Below are 16,052 nucleotides of genomic sequence, written 5' to 3' on the forward strand. Positions count from 1 at the left end.
CGCTCCATCACGTCTTGGCGGCCGACAAGGCCGCCTTGGCTGTGTCCACGTCAGTGACGAGAGTGTCCACAAGCCCTGATTTCAGCGCCGCAATGACTGCCCGCTTCTTGCCGGGCCCGCCCCCGAGGGCCACCTTGACTGGGACGGACGCCAGTTGCTGAGTGGTAATTCCAATCATGCGGTCGTCAAGAAGGTGAAGCTCCCTGCCTTGGGCATCGAGGAGGGTGGTGCCGATTTCCGCAGCTACGCCCTGTTCCAGCAGAGGGTCCAGCTCACCGGCCTCGTCCAGAAGGCTCGCGAGGAGTGAGCTGTGTGGCCACCCGCCCACGGTGAATACGGCCTTGTCCAGTAAGTCCATCCGCTTCAGAGCCTGGCGAACCCCGGGCTGGCTCCGGATGACCTGCGCGGCAATGTGATCCGTCGCTATGACTGGCGAATGAAGCGGGTACATCCGCCCCTGTGCCACACGGCGCAACTCCATGATGACCTCCAAATTGTCATCGTCCGTCGATGCGACGCCCGTGAGCTGCACCAAATCGCAGTTCGGTGCCGTCTGGATACGAGCGCAGGTCTCCAAGATGGTTCTGCCCGGGCCCAGCCCAAAGATGTCATCTTCTTCGATGAGCTCCGAGAGGAGCTTCGACGCGACGGCGGCGATTGCGGCGCGCGCAGCCTTGTCACCCTCAGCTGCGGGAATGCAGACAATGGCCGATTCCAGGCCGTAGCAGGAGGCCAGTGTCTTGGAAAGCGTGGCGTCGATGGGATCGGGGAGGCGTGGTGTGACATCCACCAGCCCCTGCTCCCGGGCGTACTTCACCATTCGACCTACGGCAAAGCGGGAGACCCCCAACTCCTCGGCTATGTCCACTGTTGGGCGCCCGAACTTAAGGTGCTGCATCGCGGCGTAGACGTGGCGTAGCTGCTCTTCCAAACTCAATTCCTTGCTCACCTGAGCATCATAAACCAGTTTGTGAGCGCTCTCATTAGTCTTTCATCTACACCCGGTGACACCGACGCCGCCGGGTTGCCGCGAGTCCTAGGAGTAGATGATGGAAGTCCAGCGTTTCCGCCCCAGCCGACGCACCGTGATGCAAATGGCGGTGACAGCAGTAGCCGCAACGGCCACGCTCGCCGCATGCTCGCCCGGAGGCGGAGCAGATTCCACGGTCGACGTCGATTCATTCGGCTGGCGGAACTTCGAGGGAAAGAGCCTCAATCTTTTGATGAGCGAGCACCCGCTCTCCGCAGCAATCAAGCCGCAGCTGAGTGACTTCGAGACAAAGACCGGAATCAAGGTGAACCTTGAGACCCTCAGTGAGGCTGACTACATGGTAAAGATCCTGACTGAACTCCAGTCCGGCTCCGGCGCCTATGACGTCTTCATGACCTCGCAGCCCATGAATTACCAATACGCGGCCGCAGGTTGGATCGAAGACCTGCAACCCTGGGTGGATAATTCCAAGCACACTGCCCCGGACTACGACATCAACGACTTCTTCCCGGCCCTGTTGAGCGCTGAACGCTGGGACAAAACCAACTTCGGAGGTGCCGGCAAAGGTGGGCTGTGGGCCATTCCCGCGAACGAGGAAGGCTACGCGCTCTTCTACCGCAAGGACATTCTTGCGGCCAACAACGTCGAAGTGCCGCAAACCATCGATGAACTCATCGCCGCAGCCCAGAAGCTCAACGGAGTCGAATTCGGTGGGAAGAAGATCTCAGGCTTCGTCAGCCGTGGCGACAAGACCTACCCCACGCTGAATCCCTTCTCCACGTTCGCCGGCGCCTACGGAGTTAAGGACATCACCGACGGAAAGGCCACCGTCAACTCACCGGAGGGCATTGAAGCAACCAGCAAATGGGTGGAACTGATGAAGACGGCACCCAAAGCGGCCAGCACCTACACCTGGTATGAGGCACAGCAGGACTTCCTGGCGGGTACGTCGGCGTTCTACATCGACGCCGACCACATGGCCCCGGATTTTGAGAAGACAGGCAGCGCCATCGCCGGCAAAGTGGGCTACGCCCTGCCACCTGAGGGTCCCAAGGGCCGCTCCTCGAGCATGTGGCTCTGGTCGCTGGGAATGAACTCGGCGTCGAAATCCAAGGGTGCAGCCTGGCAGTTCATGCAGTGGGCCACATCCAAAGAACTCCTGACCTCGGCGATTGCGGCCGGGAACATGAATCCAACCCGCATGTCCGTCGCCAACAGCCCGGAGATGGTCCAGGCCACCGCTGGGTGGGGTGATTACAACAAGACGTGGACGGAAATCCTGTCGAAGCACGCGTCCTGGCCTTACTCGCCGTCGGCCAGTTGGACGAACGCGGGGGACATCTGGGCCACGGCCATCCAGTCCGCAATCCTGGGGCAGGCGTCAGTTGAAGACGCCCTGAACGATGCAGCAAAGAAAATTGACGCCGTTATCAAGTAACCCTGCTAACACTTCCCGCGGTCCCTTCTGGCGCGCTGTTGCGTCGACCGATGGGCAGAGTTGCCTTACCCAAGGGAACAAATGAAACACAAACCTTCTCTTCCCTATCTTTTACTCTTACCCGCGCTGGCCCTGCTGGTGGCAATTCTCTACCCGTTCCTCACAGGGGCGTGGTGGTCGTTCACCTCCTACCGGCTTAACCGTGGCGCTCCGGTGCCCAACTGGGGAGAGAACTTCCTGAACCTCTTTTCAAGCGGGGAGGGCTTGCACGCAATCGGCATAACGCTCGGCTACGCCGTCGTCGTCGTGGTTCTTGAATGCCTGTTCGGGATCGGCCTGGCGATGCTCCTGAACTACGTGGGCCGGATCGGAAACTCTTTCCGGCTGCTCATTGTTCTCCCGTTGTTGTTGCCTCCGGTGGTCGCGGCTCTCATGTGGAAGGTCATGCTGACCGAAAACGGTGTTGTGAACTGGTTGCTGGAGGCGGTCGGGTCCCAGAAGCTGCTCTGGCTCAACGGACCAGACAGTGCCCTCTGGTCCGTGGTACTCATCGACGTCTGGATTTTCACGCCCTTCGTCATGCTGCTGGCGCAAGCAGGCCTGAAGAGCGTTCCGAAAGAACTCAGCGAGGCTTCCGCGATGGATGGGGCAGGGCCTGTTCGAAACTTTGTTTCCGTGACTCTGCCGATGCTCATGCCTGTCCTGGTGGTGATTGTCACCTTCAGGGGCATCGACTCCCTGAAGATGTTCGACATTATCTACACCACCACCAAGGGTGGCCCCGTGGACGCCACCACCAACCTGCACGTCATGGCTTACCTGGACGGCATACGCAACCTGAACTTCGGTGCGGCAATGGCGGCATTGATCGTCCTCTGGCTTCTTTGCTACCTCATCTCCTTTTTCCTGCTCAAGGCCCGTCGTAAGGAGGCATTTTCATGAGCAGCACAGTTGTCGAGTCTGCGGCCCGCGCCCAAGCAACCCCCACGTTTCCCGGCACTTCCCGCCGGGAAAGGTCCAGAAAGCTTCGACGTTCAGCCGCAATCATCGTTCTGACACTCTGGACCGTGTTCGCGTTGGCGCCGATTGCCTGGATCTTGCTGATGTCGTTCAAGACGCCGGGCGACATCGTGGTCTATCCGCCCAAGTTCTTCTTTGCTCCAACATTGGATAATTACGTGAAGGTGCTCAGTGGCAGCGCGTTTATGACACCGTTTGTGAACTCCTTGATCGTCACACTGGGCTCGCTGGTGCTGACCTTGCTGATTGGCCTGCCGACCGCGTATGCCCTGGCCCGCTTCAAATTCCGGGGCCGCGAGAACATTGCCTTCAGCATCCTGTCCCTGCGTTTCGCTCCGGAGCTGCTAATCATCCTGCCGCTCTACCTGATCTTTCAAAAGATCGGTTTGTACGACAACTATCTTGGCTTGATCCTGGCGTACCAGTTGGTGACGCTGCCGATGCTTGTGTGGATGCTGCGCTCCTTCATCGAAGATCTCCCCGTCGAGCTGGAGGAAGCGGTGGCCATGGACGGTGGAACCCGCTGGACGGCGTTCCGGCACGTGCTGTTCCGGCTGATTGCGCCGGGTCTTGGCGCCAGCATGATGCTTTCTTTCATCTGGGCGTGGAACAGCTACACCTTGCCCCTTGTTCTGAGCGGAAAAAACACGCAGGTGATCACCACCGGCATTCAGCAGTACATCGCCTATCAGTCCATTGACTGGGGTCCGATGGCGGCGGCCACTGTCGTCTCCATGGTCCCGGGCATCCTCTTTGCTCTCTTCTCCTTGCGCTGGATCGTCGGTGGCCTCACTGCCGGCACGGTCAAGGGCTGATCACTCCCCGAAATTGAAAGGACATTCACATGTCAATCCCTTCCACGATGCGCGCCAGCGTCCTGACCTCACACAAGACCATAGAACTGCAGGAAGTCGCAGTTCCTGAACCACAGCCGGGCCAGGTGCTTGTCCGTGTGACGGCCGTGGGCGTTTGCGGTTCGGACACCCATTTTTACGAGACTGGCTCCATCGGTGACATTGTCGTCGAGGGTCCGATCGTGCTTGGGCACGAAACGGCCGGTGAGATTGTCGCCGTCGGACCTGGTGTCGACAGCAGCCGCGTGGGAACGCGAGTGGCGGTTGAGCCACAAACTCCTTGCCGCAAGTGCGATTACTGCAAGACGGGCCGTTACCACTTGTGCCGGGACATTCTCTTTTACGGGGCTTGGCCCGTAGATGGCTCCTTTGCGGAGTACGTCATCGTGGACGACGACTTTGCGCATGCTGTTCCGGAGTCGATCTCCGATGAGCAGGCAGCCCTCCTCGAACCGTTGTCAGTGGCCGTGCACGCAGCCCGACGGGCAGGCGTGAAAGCCGGCCACAAGGTGCTTATTACGGGTGCAGGACCGATTGGGGTCATGAATGTCCAGGTCGCCAAGGCCTTGGGCGCCAGCGAGGTGGTCATCAGTGACCCAATTGCTCATCGGCGGGAGTTTGCCTTGGCCCACGGGGCGGACCTCGCCCTCGACCCCACCACAAGCGGTCTGGACGACTACGCAGAGTACTTCGATGTCTACATCGATGCTTCCGGAAACGCGCGGGCCATTTTGCCGGCCTTTCCCGCGGTCAAGCGTGGTGGAACTGCCTGTCTGGTGGGGATGGGAGGAGATGAGCTCAATGTTCCCATCGCTATGATCCAACATCGCGAGATCACTCTGACCGGGACGTTCCGGTACGTGAACACGTGGCCGACCGCCATCGCACTGTTGGCATCCGGAGCTGTGGATGTGGAAGGGATCGTCACAGGACGATACGGGCTTGAGGACGTTGAAGAGTCGTTGATGAAGGCCAAGAAGGACCCCCTGGCGATCAAAACGATGGTCATCCCCGGCCCGCAGGCAAAGCGCTAGCAGGACGATTGCTTTGAACCGGACTGACAACAAAAGGGCTATCGAATGGGAAGTGAGCGAGTTCCTCTTCGACATGGACGGAACGCTCCTGGACTCCATCGCGGCGGTGGAGCAGGCGTGGCATGAGTGGGCGGCCGAGGAGGGGGTGACAATCCCGGAGGGGGAGTCATTCCACGGACGTACGTCCCGGGACCTGGCTTCGGCATTTGTTTCTGAAGAACGCATACCGGCCGCCCTGCAAAGACTTAGCGAAATTGAGCAGAACCCGCAGGCTCCAGTGACCCCCCTGCCGGGGGCACGCGAGTTGTTGGCTGCAGTTCCCGGCGACAGGTGTGCAGTGGTGACCTCAGCCGCGCGCCTCGTAGCCGAAGCCCGGCTGGCCGCCGGTGGGATTACGCCGCCTGCCCTGCTGATCACAGGCGACGACGTTTCCCGCGGCAAGCCGGATCCCGAGCCTTACCGGGCCGGCACGCGTTGGGCGCGGGACGGCGTGCCGCCTGTTGCTTTTGAAGACACTGTCGCCGGATTACGTTCAGCACGTAGCGCCGGTTGCCGGACGGTCGGTCTCGTGGGGACTACGACCGCAGTGGAACTCCGTCCCCATGCAGACGCGGTGATCACCACATTGGCCGAGGTTGCCGTCGTCATTGGACACGATGGCAGTCTGCGGGTGCGGCTTCACACCACATGAGGAGGGGTGCGGATCCTCCATCACGTCCCACCCCTTTCCGGCGGACGCTCCATCACTCTCTCCACGAGAGTGATGGAGCGTCGGGGGATTGGGGGTGGGATGTGAGAGAGCGTCCGGCAGGAGGGGGCGGGGGTGCTACGCCAGGACGCGGAGCTTCGAGCCGGAGCGCCCGAACAGGGCGGCGTCGGCCGAAATCCTGCCCGCGCCCGCCAATGCGAGTGCCAATGCGGCCCCGGCGAAGAGCAGCACCAGTTCGTACCCGCCGTTACCCACGAAGATGCCGGCGGGAGCGTGCACCAGGAAAAGTGCTCCCAGCATGTCGACGGCCAGGAGCACTGCGAAGACGCGGGTCAGGAGGCCGAGGATCAGTGCGATGCCGCCCACGAGTTCCAGGGTCGCCACGATGGGCGCCACTACGGAGGCGCCAGGTACGCCCATCTGCGTGAAGGACGCCTGGGTTCCGGCGATGGTGAATTCGTTGAACTTCTGCCAACCGTGCGCGGCGAAGAGAAATCCTGCAATGACGCGCAGGATGGTCAGGGCTGTGGTGGTCAAGCTGGACTTGTTCATGCTTCAACCCTCGCAGGTGATTAGTTGAAGTGTCAACTAATCACAGCGCGCATCCAAGGAATTCCCAGCTAGCTACGAGGTTTCGCCTGAAGCCACGGCTGAAGCAGCCGGGTGGTGATCGGCAGGAAAATGTACGTCATAAGAGGCGTCAGGATGACGATGTTGAGCAGGACGGCAAAAACCAGCGGCCAGCTCTGCGTCACGGGGTGGAGCAGGAAGTTGGCCAGCAGACTGAGCGGGAAGAACGGCAGGAAGATGCTGACGGCTTGCTTCCAGCGCGGTGGCACTACGGTTTCCGGGACCACCACAGAGACGTCGCCCGGCCGTGAGAACCATCCTTCAATCCCCGTGTGACGCTCCACTCGCGTGGTCTCCATCATTTCCCTGGCGCTATCGATCCACCAGCGCCGCTCCTCGGAGTCCTCCCAGGCCTGCAGGGATTCGGCATCGGCGAATCGGTAAAGCATGTGCCATTCGGTGGAGTCCACGCCGTTGCGCACCCAGCCTGAGCCCAGGTAGCCCGGCCACTCCCGTGCCAGTTCCTGGCCGGCATGGGCCCAGGCGTTGGCTTGGCGGGTGTAGCCCGGAAGGATGGTGCGGGCAACGGAAACAGTGACGGGATGCTCATATGACACGGCCCAAATGTACCCGCCTCCCAGCAGACTAGGCTTGTTTAGTGCCTCAAACCACAACCGCTCCCGCCCGCTCCAACGCGCGCGAAATCCTCCGCCTGGCCGTACCCGCCTTCGGCGCGCTGATCGCCGAGCCGCTGTTCCTCCTGGCCGACTCCGCAATCGTGGGGCATTTGGGCGTGGACCAGCTGGCCGGCGTCGGACTCGCGTCCACCATCCTGCACACCGCAGTTGGGCTCATGGTCTTCCTCGCCTATTCGACGACGCCGGCAGTAGCCCGCGCGATCGGCGACGGGAAGCTGGGGAAGGCTTTGGCTGCAGGGCGCGACGGCGTATGGCTGGCCCTGCTGCTGGGTCTGGTCCTCGCTGTGATTGGCTTTGTCGCGGCTGAGCCCTTGGTTGGCTTCATGGGGGCGACCGGTGACGTGCGCGGATTCGCCGTTGACTATCTTCGCTGGTCGATGCCCGGTCTGGCGGCAATGCTCCTGATCTTCGCCGGTACAGGTGTTCTCCGCGGGTTGCAGGACACGCGCACCCCGCTGCTTGTGGCAACTGCCGGTTTCGCGCTGAACATAGCCCTCAACTGGTTCCTGGTTTATGGGCTGCACCTGTCCGTTGCGGGATCGGCGATCGGCACCAGCATCGCGCAGTGGGCCATGGCTGCCGTCTATCTGGTGATGGTGGGCAGGAACGCGCGGCAGCATGGCGTCTCACTCCGGCCCGACTGGCACGGCATCCGCGCCATGACCAAGGTTGGTTCGTGGCTCATGCTCCGCACGCTGAGCCTTCGCCTGGCCATCCTGGCAACTGTTGTGGTGGTGACGGCCCAGGGTGCCGTCAACCTGGCGGCGCACCAGCTGGCCATGACCATCTTCTCGTTCCTCGCATTCGCCTTGGATGCACTGGCCATCGCCGCGCAAGCCTTGATCGGCAAGGAACTCGGCGCCCGGAACGCAGCCAAGGCCCGCGAGCTGACCCGGACCATGATCCGCTGGGGCTTGGGATTCGGCGTTGTCACCGGCGCACTCCTTGCGGTGGCAGCTCCCTGGGCGGGATACATCTTCACTTCCGACTCCGGTGTCCGGTCAGCCCTGACCGTTGCGCTCTGGGTTCTCGCGCTGGGGCAGCCCATTGCCGGGTACGTTTTCGTCCTTGACGGTGTCCTCATTGGCGCCGGCGACGGGCGCTATCTGGCGATTGCCGGCGTCGTAAATCTGGCGGTCTACCTGCCGCTGTTGGTGGCTGTCCACCAACTCAAGCCCGACGGCGAGGCGGGGCTCCTGTGGTTGTGGGCGGCGTTCGCGCTGGGCTACATGCTGGCCCGTGCGGTGACGCTGGGGCTGCGGGCGCGGACCGATCGGTGGATGGTGCTGGGTTCGCACTAAACTGGACGGGTGACTCTTCCATCGACTCCCGCCCAGACTCCTTCTGCCCCTCCGGCGGGACTGTGGAAACCCGTGCTCATCCGTGCAACGGTTGCAGTGGTGTTCGGTTTGGTGACCATCTTCTGGAGCGCTCCGTCCGTGCAGGTCCTTGCCTGGGCTGTTGGGCTCTATCTCCTGGGAACCGCGGCGGCCGTGTGGCAGTCGCGCGCGTTGCCGGTGGCAGTGCCGGCAGTGGTTGCCCTGGGCGGTATTGGCGCCCTTGTCACGCAGTCCGACGAGGGTGTGGCCCTTTCCGCGTTGCTCGCGCTGTTGGTTCTGGGGCTTCTTGAGTTCATGCACGGTCTCAGGAAGCGCGATTCCCTGGCCCGCGACTGGCTCGTCTCCGGTGTCATTTCGGTAGGCACAGCCATCGCATTGCCGTTTTTCACCTCGCTGGGTGCGCACGCGCTGTTGGGTGTTGCAGGCGGCGGCGCGATACTGTCCGGTGTTCTGTGGATGCTGTCCGGATTGTCGCTGCGGCATGATGCCCGCACTGGTGCGCAGACCACTGCGCCCGGTGCTTCGCCGGAGGCCGTAAACTAGTAGTTGGACGTTCTACTCGTTGTAGAACTTTTGCAGACCGGCGGACACGTACCGCCATCATTGGAGGAATGACCGTGGCAGACCAGACACCAGGAGAACCGCGCAAGATGCGGACCTCGGTCAAGGGACCCCTCATGTTCTCCGCCTTCTTCGCTGTGCTGGCCTTCGTGGCGGTGCTGATTTTCGCTTCCGGCGGCAGCGCGCGCGTCCCGAGGTTCGATCTCGCGTTCACCGGCGCTGGCATTGCGTTCATTGTGAGCCTTGTCGTGGCGGCCATGCTGTCCATGAGCTACAAGGAGAATGCCGACCACCTCGGCAAGGGATCGGGAGTCAACCTCAGCTCCAAGCGTCCGCATGGCGGGTCAACCGCTGCGGACTCGACTGACGGACCTGAAACGCCCGACGCCGGTCACTAACCTTCCAGCGCTTCTCCACTTTGGGTGGGGGAGCGCTTTTTGGTGCCTGGAGGGGTGAGCTGCCGGATCGGCCAGCGGAGGGGAAGTGATGCGTTGACCAGGAGAAACGCGAGAACACACCAGCCACCCATGATGAGTCCGCTATCGGGGGCCGAAGCAATGTGGTCGACCCCATTGGGCCCCACGACTTCAGGCGTGGGATTCAGAAACCCGGAGGCAATAAGGGCCAAGCCGGCGGCAGCTGTGAGGACGTAAATCCGGCCGTTGCCCTCCCACCAGCGGTTGATCGGTGGGATAAGGCGCAGCGGCAATCCCAGCATGACCGCAAGGGAGATGGTTGCTGCGGGGACGAGGAGGCCGCCGAGCGCCAAACCGAACATCACCCCTATGCCGTCGTAATCGGCCATGGTTTGCACCTGCAGAATGATCCAGGACGGCGCCAGGAACGCGAACGCAAGCGCCAGTTGGCCAAACCTGGGCATGTCCGTGGTGCCGTACCGTTCCCGGGGGAGGTCGCGCAGTGTCATGGCGGGCCGTTCCGTGGGCGGCTCGTTGAAAGGGTTGGTCATTGTGGCGCGGTCCCTTTGCGTGGACGCCTTCTGAACCGGAGCGGGAACGAAGCGTTGACCGCCAGGAACGTGACGATGAAACAGCCGCTCATGAGAAACCCGGTGTGGCGCGTGACGACGTCGTAGTGGTACCCATCGATCGCCTACCTGGTGTTCGGGCGTGTTGAACCCGGCAACAACGAGGGCTGTACCGACGGCGGCAAGAAGAATGTAGATGAGAACGTTGCCCGACCACCAACGACTTAGCCGGCGATTCAGGCGAAGGGGCAGTCCCACGGCCACGGCAACGCCCATCACGAAGATGGGGCCAACCATCAGGAAAAGGAGAGTTCCCAGGAACTCATACCCTGGGCTTGCGGCCATCACGCACTCAAGCCACAGTGCGGCCAGGAAGGGGAATGCGATAGCGAGTTGGCTGATGGGAGCCATGTCGGGCCAATCCGGTGGCCGCACCCAGCCGCCATTTGGAATCGCTGGGGGGACGACCTTGTAGTTTTGAGCACCCGTTATTGATTGTTCCCCCATGACGTCATTATGCCCGGCTTACTCGCGTTGATGGATCCTTCGAGCTTTACTCGCAATTCTGGTTCAGGGGATTCCCAGCTCTAGTTGATAAAATTAAGTGTTATGTCTTTACAACATAACCCTGAATCAAATTGCCTGTCTGAGCAGGCTGATCAATTCCTTCAAGCGTTCATGGCGTCGACCGGTGACAGTCATCTGGCCGACTCAATTGTTGTCGGGGATCTCGCAGGAGCCCGCATCATTCCATCGGCAGCCTTCTTGGCAGGGATCCGTGAACGTGCAAAAAGTGCCGCCTACCAAGGCGATGCCCTTGAACATCAGGGCACGCAAGTGATCGAGCTGGGACCGGCATATGCGCTCGTCACAGGCAGTTGGCGCCTCACTCTGACGCAAGATTCTCGTGTTACTCACCTTGATTTGATCTCCGACTTCCTCGTTGAGCGCACGGAAGTTGGCCTGAAGTGCCTCACCTACACGGCCCGTCAGGATATTCTCGCGGCCTCCAAAGTTGTGGCTGACGGTTGATGGGGGAGGCCAGCTGGGGCTGAGTTAGTGGAGGTGCCTGGTCTTCCGAGGGAGGCCCGGCGGTCTTGCCCGGCTTACTCGCCCTCGGCTGCCTTCCGTGCCCGGTACGCGGCCACGTGGGTGCGGTTGGCGCAATTGCCGGTGTCGCAATAGAGCTTGGAGCGGTTGCGGCTTAGGTCAAGGACTACGGCGTCGCAGTCATCCGCCGCGCACACCCGCATGCGTTCCATCTCTTTGCTGCGGATCACATCAATGATCGCCATGGCGGCCTCGGTGCCCATGCGGTCTGCCAGCGGCGCCTCGGGGGTGGTGGCGTGGAGGTGCCAATCCCAGTGGTCGTGCTTGACCAGTTGCGGCATTGCCTTCGCGTCGGCGAGCAGCTTGTTGACGGACTTGGCTGCGGTGTCTTCGTCCGAACTCCAGAGTGCTGTGAGCTCGCTCCGAAGGCGCTTGATGCTGCTCAGCTCGTCCAGGGAATTGACGCGGGAGCCGGTGAACTCCTCGGCATCCAGGAACGAGTTCAGGTCTTCCACGGTGGCCAGCAGCTCTTCGTCGTTGGCGGCCGTATTGATCAGGTTGACCGCGCTGCGGAGGGCAACTTCGGTGTCAGGCGCAAAAAGCACTTTGACTCCTTACATATTTCGGGAGTACTGTCATGACCATAAGCCCACTTTACTCCTGACAGGAGGCTGCTGTGTCAGCTCCAACGACGAAGGCTGATGCAAAGAGTTTCCTGGCATCAGGACTCGGCATCGCACTCTTTTCTTCAGCCGTCTTCGGCACCTCTGGCTCCTTTGCCAAGTCGATGCTGGAAACCGGCTGGTCACCTGGCGCCGCTGTTACCGTGCGCCTTACCGGCGCCGCGCTGATCCTGGCGATTCCCGCCGTCGTGGTTCTCCGCGGCCGCTGGCACCAACTAAAGGAAAACTGGCTCACTATCCTTCTCTTCGGCCTCATCGGTGTCGCAGGCTGCCAGCTTTTCTATTTCAACGCGGTGGCCCGGCTCTCTGTGGGCGTGGCGCTGCTGCTTGAGTATCTGGCGCCGGTGATGATCGTGCTGTGGCTATGGATCTCCAGCCGACGCAAGCCCCGCGCCCTCACCGCCGCCGGCGCACTGTTGTCGCTGGGCGGCCTGGTCCTGGTGCTCGACCTGACCGGTGCCGTGAAGGTGGACTTTGTTGGCGTTCTCTGGGGCATGGCGGCGGCCGTGTGCCTGGTGATCTACTTCTTCATCACAGCCAAGGAGAATGACACCCTTCCCCCGTTGGTCCTGGCTTCGGGTGGTCTGATGGTGGGCGCACTGGTGATGTGGCTCGTGGGCTTGCTTGGCCTGCTTCCCATGACGTTCAGTAGCGCAGATACAACACTGGGTCCGTGGACAGTGCCCTGGTGGGTGTCCGCCGTCGGCTTGATCATCCTGGCAACGGTCCTGGCCTACGTCTCCGGAATCATGGCGGCACGGAGCCTTGGTTCCAAGGTAGCCTCGTTCGTGTCACTGACTGAGGTTCTCTTCGCGGTGATCTGGGCTTGGCTGCTGCTCGGCGAACTTCCAGGCCCGATCCAGCTCCTGGGCGGTCTATTGATTGTGGGTGGTGTGGTCCTGGTCCGCGTGGACGAACTGCGTGGAGGCCGGCGGGCAGCTGCCGCGGGCACCAAGGCTTTGGATCACCCGAACGACGTCGAACCCGTCCCTTCAGGGTCCGTCGCCGACGCTTCTCGGGACTGACTGGAACTTAACGCAAAAATGCCCGGACGCTTGCGCGTCCGGGCATTTTCCCAACTGTCTTAGTTGGAGGCCTGCTGCTGCTGCTCAGCGTTCTTCTGAGCGCGATCGCCGGCTTCGCGAAGAGCGTCGGCAACCTTCTTCAGGTTCGAAGCGTGCTGGCTGTCCCACTCGCCGCGGAACTTGTCAGCGTCAGGGCCCTTCCAGTCGGTGCCGTCAAGAGCACCCTTCAGCTGTGAACGCTGCTGCTCGATGTGCTCGGCACCTGCCTTCAGCTTGTTACCGAGCTGACGAAGCTGATCAACATCTGCACCCCAAATAGCCATGAGATTCTCCTTCATTTGTTCGGACCCGAGCTCTTCGGCATCCCCAGCGGCCTCCGGCTCATCCGGAAGATCCAATAGCTAAAACCTATCCCGGGAATCGCAAATGCGTCGATGGGCACCCCTCCCCATGCAGCACTGCCCATGGTTAGCATGGGGTTATGTGCCGGAATATCAGGACTTTGCATAACTTCGAACCGCATGCCACCAGCGATGAGGTGGAGGCCGCTGCCCTCCAATATGTGCGGAAAATCAGTGGATCCACCAAGCCCTCAAAGGCCAACGAGGAAGCCTTCGCGGAGGCCGTTCACGAGATCGCCCATATCACGCAGCATCTCCTGGACTCCTTGGTGAGCCACGGCCCCGCCAAGAACCGGGACGAGGAAGCGGCAAAGGCAAGGGCCCGGGCGGCAGTCCGGTTCGGGACTGCTTAGCCCAGGCCCTGCTCGTAATTACTTGCCGAACGAGCGCAGCCGCAGTGAGTTGGCTACCACCAAAACCGAACTGGCCGCCATCGCTGCACCCGCGATCATCGGATTCAGCAACCCCAGCGCGGCTACGGGGATGCCGATCGCGTTGTAGAAGAACGCCCAGAACAGGTTGGTCTTGATGGTGGAAAGAGTCTTCCGCGACAGTTCGATCGCCTGCACTAGCTGACCCAGATCGCTGCCCATCACTGTCAGGTCCGAGGCCTCGATGGCAACGTCCGTGCCGGAACCCATTGCGATACCCAGGTCCGACTGCGCCAGAGCTGCGGCGTCGTTGACGCCATCACCTGCCATTGCGACGGTTGCCCCGGAGGCCTGAAGCTTACGGACCGCCTCCACTTTGCCTTCCGGCAGCACACCAGCGAAAACATCTTCCGGTGAAATCCCGACGGCGGCGGCCACCTGGGCGGCCACCGCCGCATTGTCTCCGGTCAAGAGGATGGGGCGGATGCCCAGATCCTTGAGTTTTTGGATTGCCGCCGCCGAGCCGGGCTTGATGGTGTCGCTCAGGCTCACGATGCCTGCGGGCTGGCCATCCACTGCAACCCAGATGGCCGTGGCTCCACCGTTTTCCTGAACGGACAGGGCCTGACGTTGCTCGGAATCGAGGGAGATTCCGTTCTCCCCGAGCCAGCCGGAACGTCCGACCACAACGGTCCGTGCCGCACCTTCCACCGCTACGGTTCCCCGCACTCCGCCACCGGGGGCGGAACTGAAGCCGTCAACGGCAGGCAGCGCCCCGGCGTCGGGCATTGCATCCTTGGCAGCAGCCGCAATGGCATGGGCGATCGGGTGCTCCGACGCCGACTCGACAGCTCCGGCAAGCATCAGGACGGTGGCGGGGGAGTGGCCGTTGAGGGCCACGGTGTGGTCCACGGCCAGCTTGCCGCTGGTTACAGTGCCCGTCTTGTCCAGCAGGATGGTGTCCACGTGGCGCGTGTCCTCAAGGACCTGGGGGCCCTTGATGAGGATGCCCAGCTGCGCGCCGCGGCCCGTACCTGTCAGCAGTCCGACGGGAGTCGCAAGGCCCAAGGCACAGGGGCAAGCGATCACCAGGACCGCGACGGCGGCAGTGAAAGCCGCATTGAGGTCGCCGGAGAAGAAGAGCCACAGCACAAACGTGACCGCGGCGACGACCAGCACGATGGGGACGAAGACCGAACTGATCCTGTCCGCCAGCCGGGCAATCGGCGCTTTTCCGGTCTGCGCCTGGCTCACCAAGCGGCCCATCTGCGCCAGCGTCGTGTCGGAGCCGACGCGCGTTGCGCGCACCAGCAGCCGGCCTGAGGTGTTGATCGTCGCACCAGTGACCAGACTGCCGGGGCCTACTTCCACGGGAACCGATTCGCCTGTCACCAATGAGGCGTCGACGGCGGAAGCGCCGTCCGTGACCACGCCATCGGTGGCGATTTTCTCGCCCGGACGCACCACGAAGACGTCGTCCGCAAGAAGCTGATCGGCGGGGATCTTGCGCTCCGCGCCGTCTACAAGAATGGTTGCGTCCTTTGCGCCCAGGTTCAGTAGCGCCTTGAGGGCGTTGCCGGCCTTGGCCTTTGCATTCGCTTCAAGATAGCGACCCAGGAGCAGGAACGTGGTGACCACTGCGGCGACCTCGAAGTACAGCCCGCCGCCGGACATGCTTTCCATGCCGGGGTGTTCGGTCATTCGTGGGTCTGCGAACAACTGCCATGCCGAGTACAGGTACGCGGCGATGACACCGATGGAAACCAGCGTGTCCATGGTTGATGCGAAATGCCGTGCGTTGATGGCCGCAGCCCGATGGAATGGCCATGCTGCCCAGCTGACCACCGGCAGTGCCAGTGCGCCGGCAACCCAGCCCCAGTTGGCGAATTGGAGGGCCGGAATCATGGAGATTGCGAAGACCGGGATGGTGAGTATGGCTGCGGTGATCAGGCGAGGGCGGAGCGTTAATGCGGAGGGTCCGTGCTCCATGTGATTCTCGTGCCCGGCGTGCTCTGCTTCAGGAGCCTCGCTTACCTGGTGGTGCTCGTGGGCTTGGTCGGGGCGGGAGTGCGGCGCGGGGGCCTGCCGAAGAGTCGCCTTGTAGCCCGTCGCATTGACGGTGTCCAGGATTTGCTGGTCTGTCACGGTTGCCGGAACGGTGACTTGGGCAGATTCGAGGGGCAGGTTGACGCTTGCTTCGACGCCTTCGAGTTTGCCCAGTTTCCGTTCCACTCGATTGACGCACGAGGCGCAGGTCATGCCCTCGATGTCCAGTTCGATCATCCGTTGTGCGGGTTGGTTGAAGGTCTCCTGGCTACTCAA

Annotated in this window: 18 protein-coding genes; 11 read left to right on the forward strand and 7 right to left on the reverse strand. The window is 61.9% G+C overall.

Going from position 1 to position 16,052, the window contains the following annotated elements:
- Positions 1-7: 7 nt before the first annotated feature.
- Positions 8-949: a sugar-binding transcriptional regulator gene (locus PJL15_RS04195; protein ID WP_281449953.1), complete on the reverse strand. Its 942-nt coding sequence runs from the start codon at positions 947-949 to the stop codon at positions 8-10.
- Positions 950-1,046: 97 nt separating this feature from the next.
- Between PJL15_RS04195 and PJL15_RS04200 the strand changes: the two genes are divergently transcribed.
- The 5 genes from PJL15_RS04200 (at position 1,047) to PJL15_RS04220 (ending at position 6,028) form a co-directional block, all read left to right on the forward strand.
- A complete protein-coding gene (locus PJL15_RS04200; RefSeq protein ID WP_281449954.1) occupies positions 1,047-2,429 on the forward strand; it encodes an ABC transporter substrate-binding protein in 1,383 nt (460 codons plus the stop codon).
- Between the two features lie 81 nt (positions 2,430-2,510).
- Positions 2,511-3,371 carry a carbohydrate ABC transporter permease gene (locus tag PJL15_RS04205; protein ID WP_281449955.1) on the forward strand — a complete coding sequence of 287 codons (861 nt, stop codon included), beginning with the start codon at positions 2,511-2,513 and terminating at the stop codon, positions 3,369-3,371.
- A 125-nt stretch (positions 3,372-3,496) separates the two neighbouring features.
- On the forward strand, positions 3,497-4,264 hold the full coding sequence (locus PJL15_RS04210) for a carbohydrate ABC transporter permease (protein ID WP_281449956.1): 768 nt from the start codon (positions 3,497-3,499) through the stop codon (positions 4,262-4,264).
- A 29-nt stretch (positions 4,265-4,293) separates the two neighbouring features.
- On the forward strand, positions 4,294-5,337 hold the full coding sequence (locus PJL15_RS04215; RefSeq protein WP_281449957.1) for an NAD(P)-dependent alcohol dehydrogenase: 1,044 nt from the start codon (positions 4,294-4,296) through the stop codon (positions 5,335-5,337).
- Positions 5,338-5,389: 52 nt separating this feature from the next.
- Positions 5,390-6,028 (forward strand): HAD family hydrolase, encoded by a 639-nt coding sequence (locus tag PJL15_RS04220; RefSeq protein ID WP_281449958.1) that lies wholly within the window; start codon positions 5,390-5,392, stop codon positions 6,026-6,028.
- Positions 6,029-6,163: 135 nt separating this feature from the next.
- Here the strand turns inward: PJL15_RS04220 and PJL15_RS04225 are convergent, their stop codons facing one another.
- A complete protein-coding gene (locus tag PJL15_RS04225; RefSeq protein ID WP_281449959.1) occupies positions 6,164-6,598 on the reverse strand; it encodes a DoxX family protein in 435 nt (144 codons plus the stop codon).
- 68 nt (positions 6,599-6,666) lie between these two features.
- Positions 6,667-7,233, reverse strand: a complete 567-nt coding sequence (locus PJL15_RS04230; RefSeq protein ID WP_281449960.1) for an antibiotic biosynthesis monooxygenase — start codon at positions 7,231-7,233, stop codon at positions 6,667-6,669.
- A 41-nt stretch (positions 7,234-7,274) separates the two neighbouring features.
- Between PJL15_RS04230 and PJL15_RS04235 the strand changes: the two genes are divergently transcribed.
- From PJL15_RS04235 to PJL15_RS04245, 3 genes are all read left to right on the forward strand, one after another.
- Positions 7,275-8,615 carry an MATE family efflux transporter gene (locus tag PJL15_RS04235; protein WP_281449961.1) on the forward strand — a complete coding sequence of 447 codons (1,341 nt, stop codon included), beginning with the start codon at positions 7,275-7,277 and terminating at the stop codon, positions 8,613-8,615.
- A gap of 9 nt (positions 8,616-8,624) precedes the next feature.
- Positions 8,625-9,197, forward strand: a complete 573-nt coding sequence (locus PJL15_RS04240) for a hypothetical protein (RefSeq protein ID WP_281449962.1) — start codon at positions 8,625-8,627, stop codon at positions 9,195-9,197.
- Positions 9,198-9,265: 68 nt separating this feature from the next.
- A complete protein-coding gene (locus PJL15_RS04245; protein ID WP_281449963.1) occupies positions 9,266-9,613 on the forward strand; it encodes a hypothetical protein in 348 nt (115 codons plus the stop codon).
- Here the strand turns inward: PJL15_RS04245 and PJL15_RS04250 are convergent.
- Positions 9,610-10,611: a hypothetical protein gene (locus PJL15_RS04250; RefSeq protein ID WP_281449964.1), complete on the reverse strand. Its 1,002-nt coding sequence runs from the start codon at positions 10,609-10,611 to the stop codon at positions 9,610-9,612. The two genes, PJL15_RS04245 and PJL15_RS04250, sit on opposite strands and share 4 nt — an antisense overlap.
- Before the next feature lie 198 nt (positions 10,612-10,809).
- On the opposite strand from PJL15_RS04250, the gene PJL15_RS04255 reads away from it, so the two are divergent.
- A complete protein-coding gene (locus tag PJL15_RS04255; RefSeq protein ID WP_281449965.1) occupies positions 10,810-11,232 on the forward strand; it encodes a hypothetical protein in 423 nt (140 codons plus the stop codon).
- Between the two features lie 74 nt (positions 11,233-11,306).
- Here PJL15_RS04255 and PJL15_RS04260 read toward each other — a convergent pair whose 3' ends face one another.
- Positions 11,307-11,855, reverse strand: a complete 549-nt coding sequence (locus PJL15_RS04260) for a CGNR zinc finger domain-containing protein (protein ID WP_281449966.1) — start codon at positions 11,853-11,855, stop codon at positions 11,307-11,309.
- A gap of 71 nt (positions 11,856-11,926) precedes the next feature.
- Between PJL15_RS04260 and PJL15_RS04265 the strand changes: the two genes are divergently transcribed.
- Positions 11,927-12,958: an EamA family transporter gene (locus PJL15_RS04265; RefSeq protein ID WP_281449967.1), complete on the forward strand. Its 1,032-nt coding sequence runs from the start codon at positions 11,927-11,929 to the stop codon at positions 12,956-12,958.
- Between the two features lie 59 nt (positions 12,959-13,017).
- Here PJL15_RS04265 and PJL15_RS04270 read toward each other — a convergent pair whose 3' ends face one another.
- Positions 13,018-13,281 carry a WXG100 family type VII secretion target gene (locus PJL15_RS04270; RefSeq protein ID WP_018779397.1) on the reverse strand — a complete coding sequence of 88 codons (264 nt, stop codon included), beginning with the start codon at positions 13,279-13,281 and terminating at the stop codon, positions 13,018-13,020.
- Between the two features lie 158 nt (positions 13,282-13,439).
- On the opposite strand from PJL15_RS04270, the gene PJL15_RS04275 reads away from it, so the two are divergent.
- Positions 13,440-13,712, forward strand: coding sequence for a DUF2277 domain-containing protein (locus tag PJL15_RS04275; protein WP_281449968.1), 273 nt, complete (start codon positions 13,440-13,442; stop codon positions 13,710-13,712).
- A gap of 18 nt (positions 13,713-13,730) precedes the next feature.
- Here the strand turns inward: PJL15_RS04275 and PJL15_RS04280 are convergent, their stop codons facing one another.
- On the reverse strand, positions 13,731-16,052 hold the full coding sequence (locus tag PJL15_RS04280; RefSeq protein ID WP_281449969.1) for a heavy metal translocating P-type ATPase: 2,322 nt from the start codon (positions 16,050-16,052) through the stop codon (positions 13,731-13,733).

It is taken from the genome of Paenarthrobacter nitroguajacolicus, from assembly GCF_029952445.1.
Classification (GTDB): Bacteria; Actinomycetota; Actinomycetes; order Actinomycetales; family Micrococcaceae; genus Arthrobacter; species Arthrobacter nitroguajacolicus_B.

Bases quoted from the DNA above. Each gene is read 5' to 3' on its own strand.
- PJL15_RS04200 (WP_281449954.1), top strand. From the start codon at position 1,047: ATGATGGAAGTCCAGCGTTTCCGCCCCAGCCGACGCACCGTGATGCAA.
- PJL15_RS04205 (WP_281449955.1), top strand. From the start codon at position 2,511: ATGAAACACAAACCTTCTCTTCCCTATCTTTTACTCTTACCCGCGCTG.
- PJL15_RS04215 (WP_281449957.1), top strand. From the start codon at position 4,294: ATGTCAATCCCTTCCACGATGCGCGCCAGCGTCCTGACCTCACACAAG.
- PJL15_RS04225 (WP_281449959.1), bottom strand. From the start codon at position 6,598: ATGAACAAGTCCAGCTTGACCACCACAGCCCTGACCATCCTGCGCGTC.
- PJL15_RS04245 (WP_281449963.1), top strand. From the start codon at position 9,266: ATGACCGTGGCAGACCAGACACCAGGAGAACCGCGCAAGATGCGGACC.
- PJL15_RS04250 (WP_281449964.1), bottom strand. From the start codon at position 10,611: ATGGCTCCCATCAGCCAACTCGCTATCGCATTCCCCTTCCTGGCCGCA.
- PJL15_RS04255 (WP_281449965.1), top strand. From the start codon at position 10,810: ATGTCTTTACAACATAACCCTGAATCAAATTGCCTGTCTGAGCAGGCT.
- PJL15_RS04270 (WP_018779397.1), bottom strand. From the start codon at position 13,281: ATGGCTATTTGGGGTGCAGATGTTGATCAGCTTCGTCAGCTCGGTAAC.
- PJL15_RS04275 (WP_281449968.1), top strand. From the start codon at position 13,440: ATGTGCCGGAATATCAGGACTTTGCATAACTTCGAACCGCATGCCACC.